The 15,077-nt window shown below is 74.1% G+C and carries 12 protein-coding genes; 11 read left to right on the forward strand and 1 reads right to left on the reverse strand.

What is annotated here, in order from left to right; translation table 11 throughout:
• Positions 1-148 precede the first annotated feature (148 nt).
• The 7 genes from E0H26_RS12440 (at position 149) to E0H26_RS12470 (ending at position 7,916) form a co-directional block, all read left to right on the forward strand.
• Entirely contained in the window at positions 149-913 is a 765-nt protein-coding gene (locus E0H26_RS12440) for a GNAT family N-acetyltransferase (protein ID WP_131303742.1), read from the forward strand.
• Positions 910-1,848 (forward strand): lysophospholipid acyltransferase family protein, encoded by a 939-nt coding sequence (locus E0H26_RS12445; RefSeq protein WP_131303743.1) that lies wholly within the window; start codon positions 910-912, stop codon positions 1,846-1,848. The genes E0H26_RS12440 and E0H26_RS12445 overlap by 4 nt, the downstream gene beginning before the upstream one ends.
• A gap of 68 nt (positions 1,849-1,916) precedes the next feature.
• On the forward strand, positions 1,917-2,618 hold the full coding sequence (locus tag E0H26_RS12450) for a response regulator transcription factor (RefSeq protein WP_131303744.1): 702 nt from the start codon (positions 1,917-1,919) through the stop codon (positions 2,616-2,618).
• On the forward strand, positions 2,615-4,168 hold the full coding sequence (locus tag E0H26_RS12455; RefSeq protein ID WP_131303745.1) for a HAMP domain-containing sensor histidine kinase: 1,554 nt from the start codon (positions 2,615-2,617) through the stop codon (positions 4,166-4,168). The genes E0H26_RS12450 and E0H26_RS12455 overlap by 4 nt, the downstream gene beginning before the upstream one ends.
• Before the next feature lie 62 nt (positions 4,169-4,230).
• Entirely contained in the window at positions 4,231-5,805 is a 1,575-nt protein-coding gene (locus tag E0H26_RS12460; RefSeq protein WP_131303746.1) for a S1C family serine protease, read from the forward strand.
• Between the two features lie 215 nt (positions 5,806-6,020).
• Positions 6,021-6,695, forward strand: coding sequence for a BON domain-containing protein (locus E0H26_RS12465; protein ID WP_131303747.1), 675 nt, complete (start codon positions 6,021-6,023; stop codon positions 6,693-6,695).
• 159 nt (positions 6,696-6,854) lie between these two features.
• Complete coding sequence (locus E0H26_RS12470; protein ID WP_131303780.1) at positions 6,855-7,916, forward strand: glycosyltransferase family 4 protein; 1,062 nt, start codon at positions 6,855-6,857, stop codon at positions 7,914-7,916.
• 15 nt (positions 7,917-7,931) lie between these two features.
• On the opposite strand, the gene E0H26_RS12475 is transcribed toward E0H26_RS12470, so the two are convergent.
• Positions 7,932-9,506 carry a serine/threonine-protein kinase gene (locus E0H26_RS12475; protein ID WP_131303748.1) on the reverse strand — a complete coding sequence of 525 codons (1,575 nt, stop codon included), beginning with the start codon at positions 9,504-9,506 and terminating at the stop codon, positions 7,932-7,934.
• A 238-nt stretch (positions 9,507-9,744) separates the two neighbouring features.
• On the opposite strand from E0H26_RS12475, the gene E0H26_RS12480 reads away from it, so the two are divergent.
• From E0H26_RS12480 to E0H26_RS12495, 4 genes are all read left to right on the forward strand, one after another.
• A complete protein-coding gene (locus E0H26_RS12480) occupies positions 9,745-10,575 on the forward strand; it encodes a patatin-like phospholipase family protein (protein ID WP_131303749.1) in 831 nt (276 codons plus the stop codon).
• Positions 10,575-11,591, forward strand: a complete 1,017-nt coding sequence (locus tag E0H26_RS12485) for a 1-acyl-sn-glycerol-3-phosphate acyltransferase (RefSeq protein WP_131303750.1) — start codon at positions 10,575-10,577, stop codon at positions 11,589-11,591. The genes E0H26_RS12480 and E0H26_RS12485 overlap by 1 nt, the downstream gene beginning before the upstream one ends.
• Positions 11,592-11,600: 9 nt before the next feature.
• Entirely contained in the window at positions 11,601-11,921 is a 321-nt protein-coding gene (gene cutA / locus E0H26_RS12490) for a divalent-cation tolerance protein CutA (protein WP_131303751.1), read from the forward strand.
• Positions 11,922-11,935: 14 nt separating this feature from the next.
• The coding region (locus tag E0H26_RS12495) for a hypothetical protein (protein ID WP_206025035.1) at positions 11,936-15,077 on the forward strand (3,142 nt) is incomplete at its 3' end.

Genomic DNA, 15,077 nt, shown 5'->3' on the forward strand with positions numbered 1-15,077 from the left:
TACCGGCCGTCGCCGGCCACCCCGGCAGCCTCGCACGGCCCCACCGGAGCCCCGCCGGTGGGCCAGCGCCCGATCGCCGGCCGGCGTTCACCGGATCGACACCGCCGCCCACCAGGGCCGGCAACCCGCCGGGCACTACACAGAGGGCATGGCCGCTCTACCCGCCGCGGACGTGTCTCTGACCACCAGCGGCTACACCCTTTCCGTCGCCGATGACCACAGTCAGGTCGAGGCCGCGCAACGCCTGCGTCACCGGGTGTTCGCCGGTGAGCTGGGTGCGACCGTGTCCACGGACCCGGCCGGCCTGGACCGGGACGCCTTCGACCCCTACTGCGACCACCTCCTGGTACGGCAGGAGAGCACCGGCGAGGTGGTCGGGACGTACCGGCTGCTGCCGCCGGGCCGGACCGTTCGCCGCTACGCCGAGGGCGAGTTCGACCTGGCCGCGCTCGACCCGTTGCGCGCCCAACTGGTCGAGGCGGGACGCTCCTGCGTGCACCCGGATCACCGCAGCGGTGCGGTGATCAACCTGATGTGGGCCGGTATCGCCCGCTACCTGCACCTGCGTGGCCTGCGCTGGCTGGGCGGGTGCGCCTCGGTGCCGGTGGCCGACGGCGGTCTGGCCGCCGCCGAGGTGTGGGCCCAGGCCCAGGCCCGGCACCTGGCGCCGCCGCCGCTGCGGGTACGACCACTGCGGCCCTGGTTCGCCGAACCGGGCGTACCCGGGCAGCCGGTGACCGGATCCACCCGGCTGGTCCCCCCACTGCTGCGTGGGTACCTGCGGCTCGGCGCCTGGATCTGCGGCGAGCCGGCGTACGACCCGGACTTCGGGGTCGCCGACTTCTACGTGCTGCTGTCCATGGACCGGATGAATCCCCGCTACCTGCGGCACTTCCTCGGCGGGCAGCCGTGACCACGGCGACGCACCCGCTGTGGCGGCCCAGTTCCGGCTGCGGCCCCGGCTGCCTGCCGCTGCCCGGGCGGTCACCGGCCGTGCCGCTGGCCCGGCAACTGGGGCGGGGCGTGGCTCTGCTGGGCATGCTCGGGCTCGGGATCGGGCTGGCGGCGCTGCTTCCGGTGCTGCCCGCCCGGGAGCGGCACGCCGCGACCCGCGGCTGGGCGCGGGCGACGGCCCGCGCCTGCGGCGTACGGCTGACGGTTCGGGGCCGGTTGCCGCGACGTCGGGCGCTGCTGGTGGCCAACCACGTCTCGTGGTGGGACATCCTGGCGATCCTGACGGTCGCACCGGCCCGGCTGGTGGCCAAACAGGAGGTGGGCCGTTGGCCGCTGGTCGGACTGCTGGCCCGTGCGGCCGGCACCATCTTCGTGGATCGAGCCCGCCCCCGCGAACTGCCCGGGGCCGTCGGTCGGGTCGCGGCGGCGTTGCGTGCCGGCCGGTCCGTCGCGGTGTTCCCGGAGGGGACCACCTGGTGCGGCGAGCGGACCGACTGCCGGCCGGCCACCGGCTTCCGGCCGGCGATGTTCCAGGCCGCGATCGACACCGGGGCGCCCGTGGTGCCGCTGCGGATCGGCTATCGGTGTGCCGCGACCGGCACGTCGACAAGTGTCGCGGCTTTCGTCGGCGACGACACCCTGCTGCGGTCGGTGCGGCGCCTGCTGGCCGCCCGGCAGTTGCAGGTCAGCGTGGAGATCGGTGCCCCGCTGCATCCCGGCGCCGACACCGACCGCCGGGCCCTGGCCCGGGTCGCCGAATCGGTGGTCCATCTCGTGCCGTCGGTGGCGGTATCGTCACGTCCGGCGGCCCCGTCGGCGCCACCCCCGCAACTGCCCACCCAGCCGAGATCGCCGGTCGGTCCGCCCGGTCGCGGGCTTTCCCTGGCAGCCTGATCCAGCTCACAGGCTTTTTTCAGTAACCGCCCAGCATGGGTGCAGCGATGACGCGGATGATGGGCGGCATGGCGGCTACCCAGACCGAGGCGCGACTGCTCGTCGTCGAGGACGATCCCAACATCCTCGAACTGCTCTCCGCGAGCCTGCGTTTCGCGGGTTTCGACGTGGCCACCGCGACCAGCGGCAGCGCCGCGCTCAATGCCGCCCGCGACCACCGGCCCGACCTGGTGGTGCTCGACGTGATGCTGCCGGATCTCGACGGCTTCGAGGTGATCCGGATGATGCGCGAGGGCGGTACGCGTACCCCGGTGGTCTTCCTCACCGCCCGGGACGCCACCGACGACAAGATCCGGGGCCTCACCCTGGGCGGCGACGACTACGTCACCAAGCCGTTCAGCCTGGAGGAGTTGACCGCCCGGATCCGCGCGGTGCTGCGCCGCACCAGCACCGGCGAGCAGGCGCCGGCCCGCCTCACCTTCGCCGACCTGGAACTGGACGAGGAGACCCACGAGGTCTACCGCGCCGGCCAGCGGGTTCAGCTCTCGCCGACCGAGTTCAAGCTGCTGCGTTACCTGATGCTCAACGCCAACCGGGTGCTGTCCAAGGCGCAGATCCTCGACCACGTGTGGAACTACGACTTCCGGGGCGACGACAACATCGTCGAGTCGTACATCTCGTACCTGCGGCGCAAGGTCGACACCGCCGAGCCGCGCCTGATCCACACCCTGCGCGGGGTCGGCTACGTGCTGCGCAAGCCGGCGGCGTGAACGCGTTACAGCAGGGCAAGACCCGGCTGCGCGCAGTACCGCTGCGGGTCAAGCTGGTCGCGGCCGTGCTCGCACTGGTCGCCGCCGCGCTGCTGGTGATCAGCTCGTTGACCACGTTCTTCCTGCGTAGCTACCTGCTCGGCGAGGTGGACTCGGAGCTGGCCGCCCAGGCGCGCAGCATCGAGCAGGTGGCGGCCCTGGAACGGCCCAGCGCGCCGATTCCCACCGACTACCTGCTGGCGGCGACCGACGCCGGGACCGGGGAAGCCGACTGGATCTACTTCGACAACCGGCGGTTCAGCAGCGCCGACCTGCCCCGCCTGCCGGGGAACGCGGCCGGGTTCGACGATCTGGCCGGCGAGCCGCGTACCGCCCGGGCCCAGGGCAGCGAGGTGCGCTGGCGCATCCTCTACACCCAACTGCCCAACGGGCAGCGGGTCGCCATCGCCCAGCACCTCATCGACGTCGATCGGGCGGTCACCCGGCTGGTCTGGATAGACGTACTGGTCGGTGGGGCGGTGCTGATCCTGCTCGCCTCGATCGGTGCGGCGATCGTCCGGACCAGCCTGAAACCGCTTGTCGAGATCGAACGTACCGCCGCCGCCATCGCCGGCGGTGACCTCAGTCGCCGGGTACCGGACCCGGAGCACGGGCAGCCCTGCCCCACCTCCGAGCTGGGCCGGCTGTCCCGGGCGTTGAACGCGATGCTCAGCCAGATCGAGATGGCCTTCACCGCCCGCGCGGCGTCCGAGTCCGCCGCCCGGTCCGCCGAGGCGGCGGCCCGGGATGCCGCCGGGGCGGCCCGCGCCTCCGAGGCCCGGGCCCGCCGTTCCGAGGAACGGATGCGGCAGTTCGTCGCGGACGCCTCGCACGAGCTGCGTACCCCGCTGACCACCATCCGCGGTTTCGCCGAGTTGTACCGGCAGGGTGCCGCCCGCGCCCCCGAGCAGACCGCCGACCTGCTGCGCCGGATCGAGGACGAGGCGGCCCGGATGGGCCTGCTGGTGGAAGACCTGCTGTTGCTGGCCCGGCTGGACCGCGAGCGCCCGCTCTCGCTCGCCCCGGTGGAGTTGCCGGTGCTGGCCGCCGACGCGGTGGCCGCCGCCCGGGCGATGGCACCCGACCGGCGGACCGAGCTGGAGATCGAACCGGGCTCGGGACCACTGGTCGTACGCGGCGACGACGCGCGGTTGCGGCAGGTCATCGGCAACCTGATGACCAACGCGCTGCGGCACACCCCGCCGGAGGCGTCCGTGACGCTGCGACTGCGGGCCGAACCGGGCAACCTGGCGGTGATCGAGGTGGCCGACACCGGCCCCGGGCTCACCGCCGAGCAGTCGGAGCGGGTCTTCGAGCGCTTCTACCGGGCGGACGCCGCCCGGACCCGGCGGGTCGGCGGCAACACCGGCACCGGACTCGGCCTGGCCATCGTCGCCGCGCTGGTGACCGTGCACCAGGGCACCGTCGAGGTGAGCGACACGCCGGGCGGCGGCGCCACGTTCCGGGTCCGGCTGCCGCTCGCCCCGGACCTGGACGACGAGCCCGAGTGACTTTCAGCGAACGCTCAGTTCAGGCTAAGGCGGAACGCAGAGCGATGGGAGAAGGTGAGTACATGACCGAGTACGAGTCCGACCCGCGCCGGCCGGCCCCCACCGACGCCGAGCCGTCGCACCCCGAGCTGCCCCGCGCCGAATACGCGCGGTCCGACTCCCCATCCAGTCCGGCGGTCGGCGCCAGTGCCGATTCCACCGCCGAGGCACCGACCGTCCCGGTCCGTGCCGTCGAGCCGCCGGCCCCCGCCGGCCAGTACGCCGAGCCGACGCTGGCGGGGCTGCCCGTCGCCGGCTCGCCCCCGCCGCCGCACGCCGGCCCGCAGTCGCCCGCCGGCCCGCCGCCGCATCCCGGCCCGCCCAGCTCCGGCCAGCCCGCCTGGGCTCCGGCCGGCCCTCAGCCGTACCAGCCCGGGCAGCGTTATCCCGGTGCGCCCTGGTATCCGGGCCAGTCCGGCTGGGCCGGGCCGCCCCAGTCGAGCGCGCCGGGTGGGCACCCGGGATACCCGGGGCAGCCCGGACATCCGGGCACTCAGTCCACCGGCTACCCGGGCCAGCCGGCGCCGTGGGCGCCGCCGCCGTCCAACGGGCCTGGCCCGGGGCGGGTCGCCAAGTTCATCGGCGCCGGCGTCGCGGTGTTCGCGCTGATGCTCGGCAGCGGCGTCGCCGGTGGAGCACTCGCCCTGGCGCTGTCCGACGGCGGTTCGGTAACCCGCACCTACTCCGCCGCTCCCGTGATCGACGGAGCCGACCTGCCGCGCATCGCCGCGTCGGTACAGGACAGCGTCGTGTCGATCACCACTGGCAGCGGCGAGGGCTCTGGTGTGGTGCTCAGCGCCGACGGTTACGTGCTGACCAACAACCACGTGATCGCCGGGGGCGGTGACACCGTTCGGGTGATCTTCGCCGACGGCACCAACGCCCAGGCGCAGATTGTCGGCACCGACCCGAAGACCGACCTTGCGGTGTTGAAGGTCAACGGGTTGAGCGACCTCAAGGCGGCCACCTTCGGCGACAGCGACGCGATGCAGGTCGGCGACCAGGTGCTCGCGCTGGGCAGCCCGCTCGGCCTCCAGGGCTCGGTGACCGCCGGCATCCTCAGCGCCCGGGACCGCACCATCCAGGCCGGCAGCGGCCAGCAGTTGCCCGGCCAGGGGGTCAGCTCGATCTCCGGGCTGCTCCAGACCGACGCGCCGATCAACCCGGGCAACTCCGGTGGGGCCCTGGTCAACACCCGGGGCGAGGTGATCGGCATCAACACCGCGATCGCCACCGCCGGGCAGGGCAACACCGGCAACATCGGGGTCGGGTTCGCCATCCCGAGCAACAAGGCCAAGGACGTCGCGGACAAGCTCCAGCGGGGTGAGAAGATCACGCATCCGTCGCTCGGGGTGAGCGTGACCGGCGCGGCCGACGGCGGCGCGCTGATCAACGCGGTCAACCCGGGCAGCGCGGCCGAGCGGGCCGGGCTGCAACGCGGCGACGTGATCACCCGGTTCGGTGACAAGGTGATCAACGACTCGAACGATCTCGTCGGTGCCGTACAGGCCGGCAAGGTCGGTGACCAGGTCGAGGTGACCTATCAGCGAAATGGTGCCGAAACCACGGCAACCGTGACGCTCGCCGAAGCGTCATAAGTCAAGACCTGCCTCCCTCCCGGGCGGCGGGTGGCGCGGCCAAGGGGGTTGGTCGCGGCACCCGCCGCCCCTCCTTTTGGTCGCGGCACCCCGGTCCCGTCCCTGGCTCGCGGCCCGCACGTCCCCTCGGTGCGGCGCGCGGGATCACCCGCAGCGGATGAGCCCGGCTCACCCCCTGCCGGGGCAGCCTCTGCGGTGAGACCTCAGGGGGTGACATGGCCACCACCGCATCGGTCTACCGGACCGACGACCAGATCCAGCGTGACGTGCTCGACGAACTCGCCTGGGACGCGCAACTGCGCGCGACCGACATCGGTGTCTCCGTGCGCGACGGCGTGGTGACCCTGACCGGCCAGGTGGACAGCGCCGCCCGCAAGTGGGCCGCGGTGCGCGGTGCGCAGCGGATGCGCGGGGTACGGGCGGTCGCCGACGACATCGAGGTGATCCCGGTCGGGCCGGTCGACATCACCGACGGTGCCCTGGCCATCGCGGTCAGCCGGGCGCTGGAGTGGAACAGCTTCGTGCCGGCGCAGCAACTGGACCTCACCGTCGCCAACGGCTGGGTGATGCTGCGCGGCGAGGTGGAGTTCGGCTGGCAGCGGCGTACCGCCGAACGGGAGCTGCGCCGGATCCGGGGCGTACGCGGGGTGACCAACCTGGTCGAGGTGCGGCCGCCGGCCCGTCCGGATCCCGACCGGACCCGCCGTGCCGTGCAGCGGGCACTGCTGCGGGGGATCGGCACCGAGCGGGTGACGGTCGAGGTGCATGGCGACACGGTGACCCTGACCGGGATGGTGCGTTCCTGGTGGGAACGGGACCAGGCGGACCGGGTGGCATGGTCGGCCGAGGGCGTCTGCGGGGTACGCAACGAGTTGCTGGTGGGCGGTTGAGCATCGCCACGTGTCCGGTTTGCCGGTGCCGGGCACCGGGAAACCGCTTCGATCCCCGGGGCCGCGTAGTAGCTGCGGACCGGGCCGACGCCACCGACCGACGGGGGAGGATTCGTGGCCCACAACCATGCTGGGGGTGAACGGCCGTTGCGGATCGCAATGGTGGTGCCACCCTGGCTGTCGGTGCCGCCACCCGGTTACGGCGGGCTGGAACAGGTGGTGGCCGGCCTGGTGGACGGGCTGGTTGATCGGGGACACGCGGTGACGTTGATGGGCGCCGGTGAGGAACACGGCACGACGGGCGAATTCCTCGCCACCGTCGACGAGTTGCAGTACGACCGGCTCGGTGAGTCGCTGCCCGAACTGGCCCACCTGGCCCGGGTGAACCATCTGATCAGCGCGGCCGACTTCGACGTGGTCCACGACCACAGCACGATCGGTCCCCTGGTCGCCGGGCGACGCGACGTGCCCACCGTGGCGACCGTGCACGGCAACCCGGTGGGGGAGTACGGCACCGTACTCAGTGACACCGACCGCGGCGTTGGTCTGGTGGCCATCTCGCACGCCCAACGGCGGCTGAACCCCCGACTGCCCTGGATCGGTACGGTGCACAACGCGATGGAGGTCGGCGACTTCCCGCGTAAGAGCGCGCCAAGTCACGGACCGGTGCTGTGGCTGGCCCGGTTCAGCCCGGACAAGGGGCCGGATCTGGCCATCAAGGCGTGCCGGGCGGCGGGCCTGCCGTTGGTGTTGGCCGGCAAGTGCAACGAGCCGGCCGAGCGGCGCTACTACGACGAGGTCGTCGCGCCGATGCTCGGCCCGGACATCACCGTCGTGCTCGACGCCGACCGGGAGGCCGTGCTCCGCCTGCTGGTGGAGGCGCGGTGTCTGGTGATGCCGATTCAGTGGGATGAGCCGTTCGGCTTGGTGATGCTGGAGGCGATGGCCACCGGTACGCCGGTGGTGGCGCTGAACCGGGGAGCGGTACCGGAACTGGTCCGGCCGGGTGTGACCGGGTTGATCTGCCAGCGGCCGGAGGAGTTGCCGGCGGCGCTGCGCGAGGCGCCGCACCTGGCGCCCGCCGACTGCGTCGAGCACGTCGCGCGGATCTTCTCCACCGAGCGGATGGCGGCCGGCTACGAGGAGGTGTACCGCCGCTTCCTGGTGGCGGCGACGCCGCGAACCGTGGTGCGGGAACCCGCGCGGATCACACCGGGCTGATCCCCGCCCGCCCGGTCAGACCTGGGCGGCGCTCAGGGCGATGATCGCCGCGTCGAGTTGCTGGGCGTACGCCGGGCTCAGCCCTTCCTCGCGGAGCCGGGTGGCCACCTTCTCGCGCAGCCGGGCCACCCCCGGGCCGAGTTCCCCCTCGCCGAGGCTGACCGCACGGGTCAGATTGCGCAGTTCGTTGCGCAGGTCGAGGCCGACGTCCTCGCGGATGCCGCCGTCGGCGAGCCCGGAGCCGATCACGTCTTCGAGCCGGTTCGCCGCCTCGACCAGGGTGTCCCTCGGTGCCGGCGGGGACGGGGTCCGGCTCGGGCTCGGTGGTGCCGCCGGGCTGGTCGGTGTGGGGGCCGGCGGCTGCGGGCTGGCGGTCTCGGTGGCTGAGGGGGCCGGCTGGGGCGGCTCGGTCGGCCCGCTGGTCGGCAGCCCGGCGGGCGGATCGGCGTCGTCCGGCAGGAACGCCGGCACCACCAGCGCCGCCCCGACGAGCAGCACCAGCACCGCGAGCACCGGGCGTAGCCACGATCGGTCGGCGGTGTCGGTGGGGCGCGGGTCCGCATCGCCGGTCGGGACCGCGCCGACCGCAGCGGGAGAGGATCCCGGTACGGCGGTGACGGGTGCTCCGCCTACGGCGTCCGGCGTCGATGCCACCGCGACCGTCGCGGTGGCCGCTGCCGGCTGGACCGCGGGCAGCGTGACCGTCGGGGCGAGCATGGTGAGCGCCTGCGGGTCGGCGGGCAACATCTGGTCGCGCAGCGCGGTGGCCACCTGGCGGGCCGTGGGCCGGTCGGCCGGATCGCGGGACAGGCAGCGCAGGCAGATCTGGGCCACCGCGGGCGGTAGCTCTGGCACCTCGGTGAGCGTGGGCGGCGACCGGTCGGCCAGCGCGGCGCTGAGCTCCTCCCAGGTCTCCGCCGGGTACGGCACTCGGCCGGTCAACGTCTCGTGCAGCAGCACACCGAGGGAGTAGACATCGGTGGCCGGCTGGGCCGGTGCCCCGTCGAGCCGCTCCGGGGCGACGTAGGCCGGGGTGCCGAAGGTGGCGCCGTCCTCGTCCTCGTCGGGCGCACCGATCCGGGTCGCGATGCCGAAGTCGAGCACCTTGGCCCCGACCTGGGTCATCATCACGTTGGCCGTGGTGACGTCCCGGTGCACGATGCCGAGCCGGTGCGCGGCGGCGAGCGCGTCGGCGACCTGGGCGGCGATCTCCACCGCCTCCGGCCAGGGCAGTGGGCCCTCGGTCAGCCGGCACTCCAACTCCTCGCCGGAGAGCAGCTCCATCACCACGAACGAGGTGATGGTGCCGTCCGGTGACACCGTCTCGCCGTAGTCGTGGACCGACGTCACGTGCGGGTGCACGAGCTGCGCGGCGGCGCGGGCCTCCTCGCGGACCATGTCGCGGAACCGGGCGTCGGCGGCCAGCGACGGGGCGAGCACCTTCAACGCCACCATCCGGTCGAGGACCTCGTCGTGGGCCCGCCAGATCACCGACATGCCACCGGCACCGATCTGGTCGATCAGCCGGTATCGGGTGGCCAGCAACCGGCCGGGCTGCAGTGCTGGCTTCACGGTTCGCACCTGCCTCATAGCTGGGAGCGGTATCAGGTTGCGCGAATGTTGCCTCCCTGTCAACGGCCTCGGGTACCGGTGGTACCGGCCCCGACACGACGGGTGTCGGTGGTGGACCCGGACACGCTGCCGGCCATCGGCGTCGCCGGGCTGGCCGCAGCGCGCCGCCGCGCTCGCCCGAGCGTCGGGTGGCGCTGGTGCTGGCGGGCGTACCAGGGTGAACGGGTTGCGGCCCCGGCGTGCCAGGATGAAAGGCATGGCGCGGGGACCGGTGGCGTTCGTGCTCGGCGGCGGGGGAGTGCTCGGCGCGGTCGAGGTGGGCATGCTGCGTGCGTTGTTCCGGGCGGGGATCCGCCCGGACATGGTGCTCGGCACGTCGATCGGCGCGGTCAACGGTGCGTTGGTCGCCGCCGATCCGTCCGAAGCGGTCACCGACCGGCTGGTCCGGCTCTGGGCCTCGCCGGAGGCGAGCGAGGTGTACGGCGACTCGGTCGCCCGACAGTTGCGGCGCTTCGCCGCCCGTACCCACCTGCACTCGCCTCGACCGCTACGCAAGCTGCTGGAGAGCGAACTGGGCGCGGAGACCACCTTCGCCGACCTGAAGATCCCCTTCCGCTGCTGTGCGGCGAACATCGAACGGGCCGCCGAGCACTGGTTCGTCAGCGGTCCGGTGGTGCCCGCCGTGCTCGCGTCGGCCTCCGTGCCAGGGCTGCTGCCGCCGGCACGCATCGGTGACCAGCACTACGTCGACGGCGGGATCGTCAACTCCATCCCGATCGGCGAGGCGGTCACGGCGGGCGCCAGCCGGATCTTCGTACTCCAGGTGGGTCGGATCGAACGGGCGCTGACACCGCCCCGGCGGCCCTGGGAGATCGCCCAGGTCGCGTTCGAGATCGCCCGCCGGCACCGGTTCGCCCGGGAGATGGCCGCCCTGCCCGCCGGGGTGGAGGTGCACGTGTTGCCGACGGGTGGCCTGGAGCCCCGCGACGACACCCCGTGGGCGTACCGGGACATGGCGGCGGTGGGCCGGCGGATCAGCCGCGCCTACGCGGCGTCCCGGCACTACCTGGCGAACCTGGACCACTGATGCCGCTTCCGCCCAGGTGGCTGCGCCGGCTGCTGCTGGCACCCGGCGTGGTGCTGCTGGCCGTACTGCTGGTGACCACGGTGCCACTGTGGGCCCTGCTGGCGCTGGCCGCCTCGCCGTTCGTACCCGGGCGGCTGCGCCCGCTGCGGTTGCTCTGGATCGGCATCTTCTACCTGCTCTGGGACGCGGCGGCGCTGATCTGCCTGTTCGTGCTCTGGGTCGCCTCCGGGTTCGGGTGGCGGGTGAACGCGCCGGCCTTCCAGCGCGCCCACTACGTGCTGGCCGGCTGGTTCCTGCGGGTGATGTTCTGGCAGGCCCGGTGGACGCTGCGGCTGAGTATCGACGTGGTCGGCACCGACCCGGACACCGCCCTGCCGGGGCGGCCCGAGCTGGTCGTCAGCCGGCACGCCGGGCCGGGCGACTCGTTCATCCTGATCCATGCCCTGGTGAACTGGTTCCGGCGCGAGCCACGGATCGTCCTCAAGGACACCCTCCAGTGGGATCCGGCGATCGACGTGCTGCTCAACCGGCTGCCGAGCCGGTTCATCGCACCCGGGCGGGACGGTCGCGGCTCACTCAGCGAGCAGGTCGGCCACCTCGCCACCGGACTGGACGACGACGACGCCTTCGTGATCTTTCCGGAGGGGGGCAACTTCACCCCGAGGCGCCGGCTGCGGGCCATCGCCCGGCTGCGGGACCGGGGGCACGAGCGGATGGCACTCAAGGCGGAGGCCATGCGGCACGTGCTCGCCCCGCAGCCCGGCGGGCTGCTGGCGGCGCTGGACGCGGCACCCGACGCGGGGGTCATCTTCGTGGCGCACACCGGCCTGGACAAGATGCTCACCGTCGCCGACGTGTGGCGGGAACTGCCGATGGACAAGCAACTGCTGATGCGGTTCTGGTCGGTGCCACCGGAGGAGATCCCGGCCGGGCGGCAACAGCGCATCGACTGGCTCTACGACTGGTGGAGTCGGATTGACGCGTGGGTCGCCGCGAATCGGGACGGCGCCGCGTAGGGTTCGTGGATGGACCAGATCAGCGTGGTGACGACGGTGGTCGACGCGCGGTCGGTCGCTGACCTGCTGGCCGCCGCTGCCGTGGCTGGACGGCTGGCGGCCTGCGCACAGGTGGGCGGCCAGGTGGAGAGCACGTACTGGTGGCGGTCCGGGGTGGAGACCAGCACCGAATGGTCGGTGCAGTTCAAGACCGCACCGGACCGGGTCAACGCCCTGGTGGAGCAGATTCGCGCCAGCCATCCGTACGAGGTGCCGGAGATCCTGGTCAGCCGGGTGGAGTGCGGCCACCCCGAGTACGCCGCCTGGGTGTTCGAGCACACCCGTCCCTGAGTACCCGGGCTCTGGTGCGACTGGACACCCGGGTCGAGGATGACTGCGTGAACGGCTACCCCTGCCCGGCGTGTGGTGCGTCGGCGACCCTTGCCTCGGGCTGTTCCGGCTGCGGCCGGCCGCCGTACCCGGCCGCCGCCGAGGTGATCCAGCTCGACCGGGAGATCGTCCAGCTCGGCGCCGAGGCGCAACGGGCCCGGGCGGCGTACGAAGGGCTGACCGGTCGGCTGGTGGCGATGCAGCGACGGCGGGCCGAGTTGGCCGCCGCGATCCGCACCGAGTTCCCGACGCCGATCGTGGCCCGCCCGCCCGGTGCACCGGGCCACGCCGCCAGCCCCGGCGTCGTACCGCCGGCTCCGGCCCCGGTCGTGCCGCCGGCTCCGGTTTCCGTCGTACCGCCCACCCCGGCGCCGGTCGTGCCGACTGGCCCGGTGCCGGGTGCGGTGGGTTCGGGGCCGGGCGGGTGGCGGGGGATGACGCCGGTCGACCCGGCGGTGGCGTCCCGTCCGGGTGGGGCGGAGACCTCGACACGGACCGTACAGGGTCTGCTCTTCGTCCTGGGTGGACTGTTGCTGGGCACCGCCGCGACGGTGTTCACGGCGGTGGCCTGGGCGTCGGTCGGGGTGGCCGGCCGGGCCCTGATCCTGCTGGCGTTCACGATGCTGCTGCTCGCCGTGCCGTTGGTGGCGCGCTGGCGCGGGCTGCGGGGCACCGCCGAGACGTTCGCCGCCGTCGGGCTGCTGCTGGTGGTGCTCGACGGGTACGCCGCCTGGTCGGTGAACCTGTTCGGGGTGGCCGGCTGGCCGGGCAGCCGGTACGCCGCCCTGGTCGCCGCCGGCAGCGCGGCCCTGGCCGTCGGGTACGGCCGACTCAGCCGGCTGACCGTGCCGTGGTTCGCGGCACTGCTCGCCGGGCAGCCGGTGCTGCCGTTGCTCGCCGCCGAGGCCCGGCCGGAGCCGGCCGGCTGGGCGGTGGTCTTCGTCGGGGTGGCGCTGGTCGACCTGGCGGTGCTGGTGGCGCTGCGGCGCCGGCCGAGGGACGTCGCGGGCGAGGGGGCCACGACGACCTCGGCGGCGCTGCTCGCCGGGCAGGTCAGCGCCGGGGCCGGGTATGCCGTGGCGTTGCTGCTCGCCGCCGGTTGTGCCCTGGTGCCGCTGCTCGTCGGCCAGGCCGGTGGAGTGGTGGTGCTGGCCGGCGTACCGATGCTGCTGGTGGGGTTGGCCCTGTTCGGTGCGGCGCTGCTGCTCGGGGGGTCGACGGCGCGGGCGGTGACGGCCGGCGCGCTGGTGCCGGTGCTGGCGCTCGCGTTGATCCGCCCGGTGGCGGAACTGCGCGGGTCGGTGGTGCTGGTGGTGGCGGCACTGGTGGTGGCGGCGCTGGCCGGCGTGGTGCGGCTGCTCCCGGCGGGCTGGCGGGCCGGCCCACGGATCGGCGCCCTGCTGGTGGCGGCCGGCGCCGCGCAGCTGACCATGCTGACGGCGGTGGTACTGGCCGGTGCCACGGTGGGCCGGTCGTTGCCGCCGTGGCGGGGGGCCACGGCGGCGTCGGTCCTCGCGTGGGGCTGGCAGCTGCCGGTCGCGGTGGCGCTCTGCTCGGCGGCGGTGGCCTGGCTGCTGCCCCGGGCCGCCCGACCGGCGATCGCGGCGGTCGGGGTCGCCGCGACGGCGCTCGCCCTGCCGGCCGCGTGGGCCGCGCCGTGGCCGGCCGTGGTCGCCGTCGACCTGCTGGTCGCCGTGGCACTGCTGGCCGTCGCGGTGGCCCGTCCGGTGGACCGCGCCGCGACGGTGGTGACCTCGGCCTTGGCCGGAACCGCGCTGCTCGGGCACGGGCTACTGGTGGGCCTGGCCGGCGCGGCTGGGGCCGGTGCGGCGTGCGCGGTGGTGCTGGCCGCCGGCCTCGGGGTGGCGGCCGTCGGCCGGCGCGGCGGTCCCGCGCAACGCGTCGTGGCCGGGTACGCGCTGCTCGCGGCGGTGCTCGTGCTGCCGGCCGGTGCGGCGATCGCGCTGATCGGCGCGGGGGCACCGCCGTGGTGGCAGTCGCGGGCCGCGCTGGCCGCCCTCGCGCTGCCGGCGATCGCGCTGGTCACGCTCCGTCCACACTGGCCCGACCTGCGGGCGTACGCCTCGACCGGCCTCGCCGTGGTGGCCGCGCTGACCGGTCTCGCGCCAATCGCCGTACCGGCCGACGAGCCGTTGACCCTCTACGCGGCCGGGGCGGCCCTGCTGATCGCGCTGGCCGGGTTCCGGACCCGACCCTCGGGTGCGTTGTCGGTGGCCGGTCTCGGCCTGGCCGGCGTGGCGGTGCTGGCCGCCGTCCCAGTGGCCCTGACCGCTCTGTTCACCCCGTACGGGCCGCCGCCGGCCAACTGGTCCGGTGCGCCTGCGGTGCAGCCGGTCGCCGGCGCGGTGCCGGTCGGCCTGGCCCTGACGGTGCTGGCCCTGGCGGCGGTGCTGGTGACCTGGCCGACCGACCGGGCCGGTGGGTGGCGCCTCGGCGCGGCGGTGCTGCCGTTCGTGGCCCTCGCCGGGCCGGTGCTGCTGGTGGCCGCCGGCGCGCCCTGGCCCGTGGTACCGGCGGCGGTGCTGCTCGGTGGCGTGGCGCTCCTGCTGCTCGTCGCGGTACGGCCCGCGCGGGCTCCGTTCGTCGCGGTCGGTGTGCCGGTGGGGCTGGTACTGACCGGGGCCGGGCTGCTCAACCTCCAGGCCACCCGGGTCGGGACGCTCGCCGGGCTGGGCCTGCTGGTGGTCGCCGCGACCGTGGCCGGGGTGGCCGCCCGCCACTTCGCGGTGCGCGTGTCCGGCTGGCTGATCGCCGTCACCTCGGCGACCGGCTTCGCCATCGCCGCCCCGCTGGCCGGCGGCCTGCCGCTGCGGGCAGCCGCGTTCGCGGTGCTCGGCGTCGCCGTTGTCGCGCTCGCCCTGGCCGCGTTCGTACCCGGCCGCCGGAACACCACCACAGCCGCGCCCCCTTCCCCGGTCACGCCCCCTTCCCCGGTGGCGCCGGCTTCCACGGCGCCGGCTTTCACGGCGCCGGCTTTCACGGCGCCGGCTTTCACGGCGCCGGCTTTCACGGCGCCGGCTTTCACGGCGCCGGCTTTCACGGCGCCGGCTTTCACGGCGCCGGCTTTCACGGCGCCGGCTTTCACGGCGCCGGCTT

It is taken from the genome of Micromonospora zingiberis (assembly GCF_004331455.1).
Lineage (GTDB): Bacteria > Actinomycetota > Actinomycetes > Mycobacteriales > Micromonosporaceae > Micromonospora > Micromonospora zingiberis.

Bases quoted from the DNA above. Each gene is read 5' to 3' on its own strand.
- E0H26_RS12440 (WP_131303742.1), top strand. From the start codon at position 149: ATGGCCGCTCTACCCGCCGCGGACGTGTCTCTGACCACCAGCGGCTAC.
- E0H26_RS12450 (WP_131303744.1), top strand. From the start codon at position 1,917: ATGGCGGCTACCCAGACCGAGGCGCGACTGCTCGTCGTCGAGGACGAT.
- E0H26_RS12460 (WP_131303746.1), top strand. From the start codon at position 4,231: ATGACCGAGTACGAGTCCGACCCGCGCCGGCCGGCCCCCACCGACGCC.
- E0H26_RS12465 (WP_131303747.1), top strand. From the start codon at position 6,021: ATGGCCACCACCGCATCGGTCTACCGGACCGACGACCAGATCCAGCGT.
- E0H26_RS12470 (WP_131303780.1), top strand. From the start codon at position 6,855: ATGGTGGTGCCACCCTGGCTGTCGGTGCCGCCACCCGGTTACGGCGGG.
- E0H26_RS12475 (WP_131303748.1), bottom strand. From the start codon at position 9,506: ATGAGGCAGGTGCGAACCGTGAAGCCAGCACTGCAGCCCGGCCGGTTG.
- E0H26_RS12480 (WP_131303749.1), top strand. From the start codon at position 9,745: ATGGCGCGGGGACCGGTGGCGTTCGTGCTCGGCGGCGGGGGAGTGCTC.
- E0H26_RS12485 (WP_131303750.1), top strand. From the start codon at position 10,575: ATGCCGCTTCCGCCCAGGTGGCTGCGCCGGCTGCTGCTGGCACCCGGC.
- cutA (WP_131303751.1), top strand. From the start codon at position 11,601: ATGGACCAGATCAGCGTGGTGACGACGGTGGTCGACGCGCGGTCGGTC.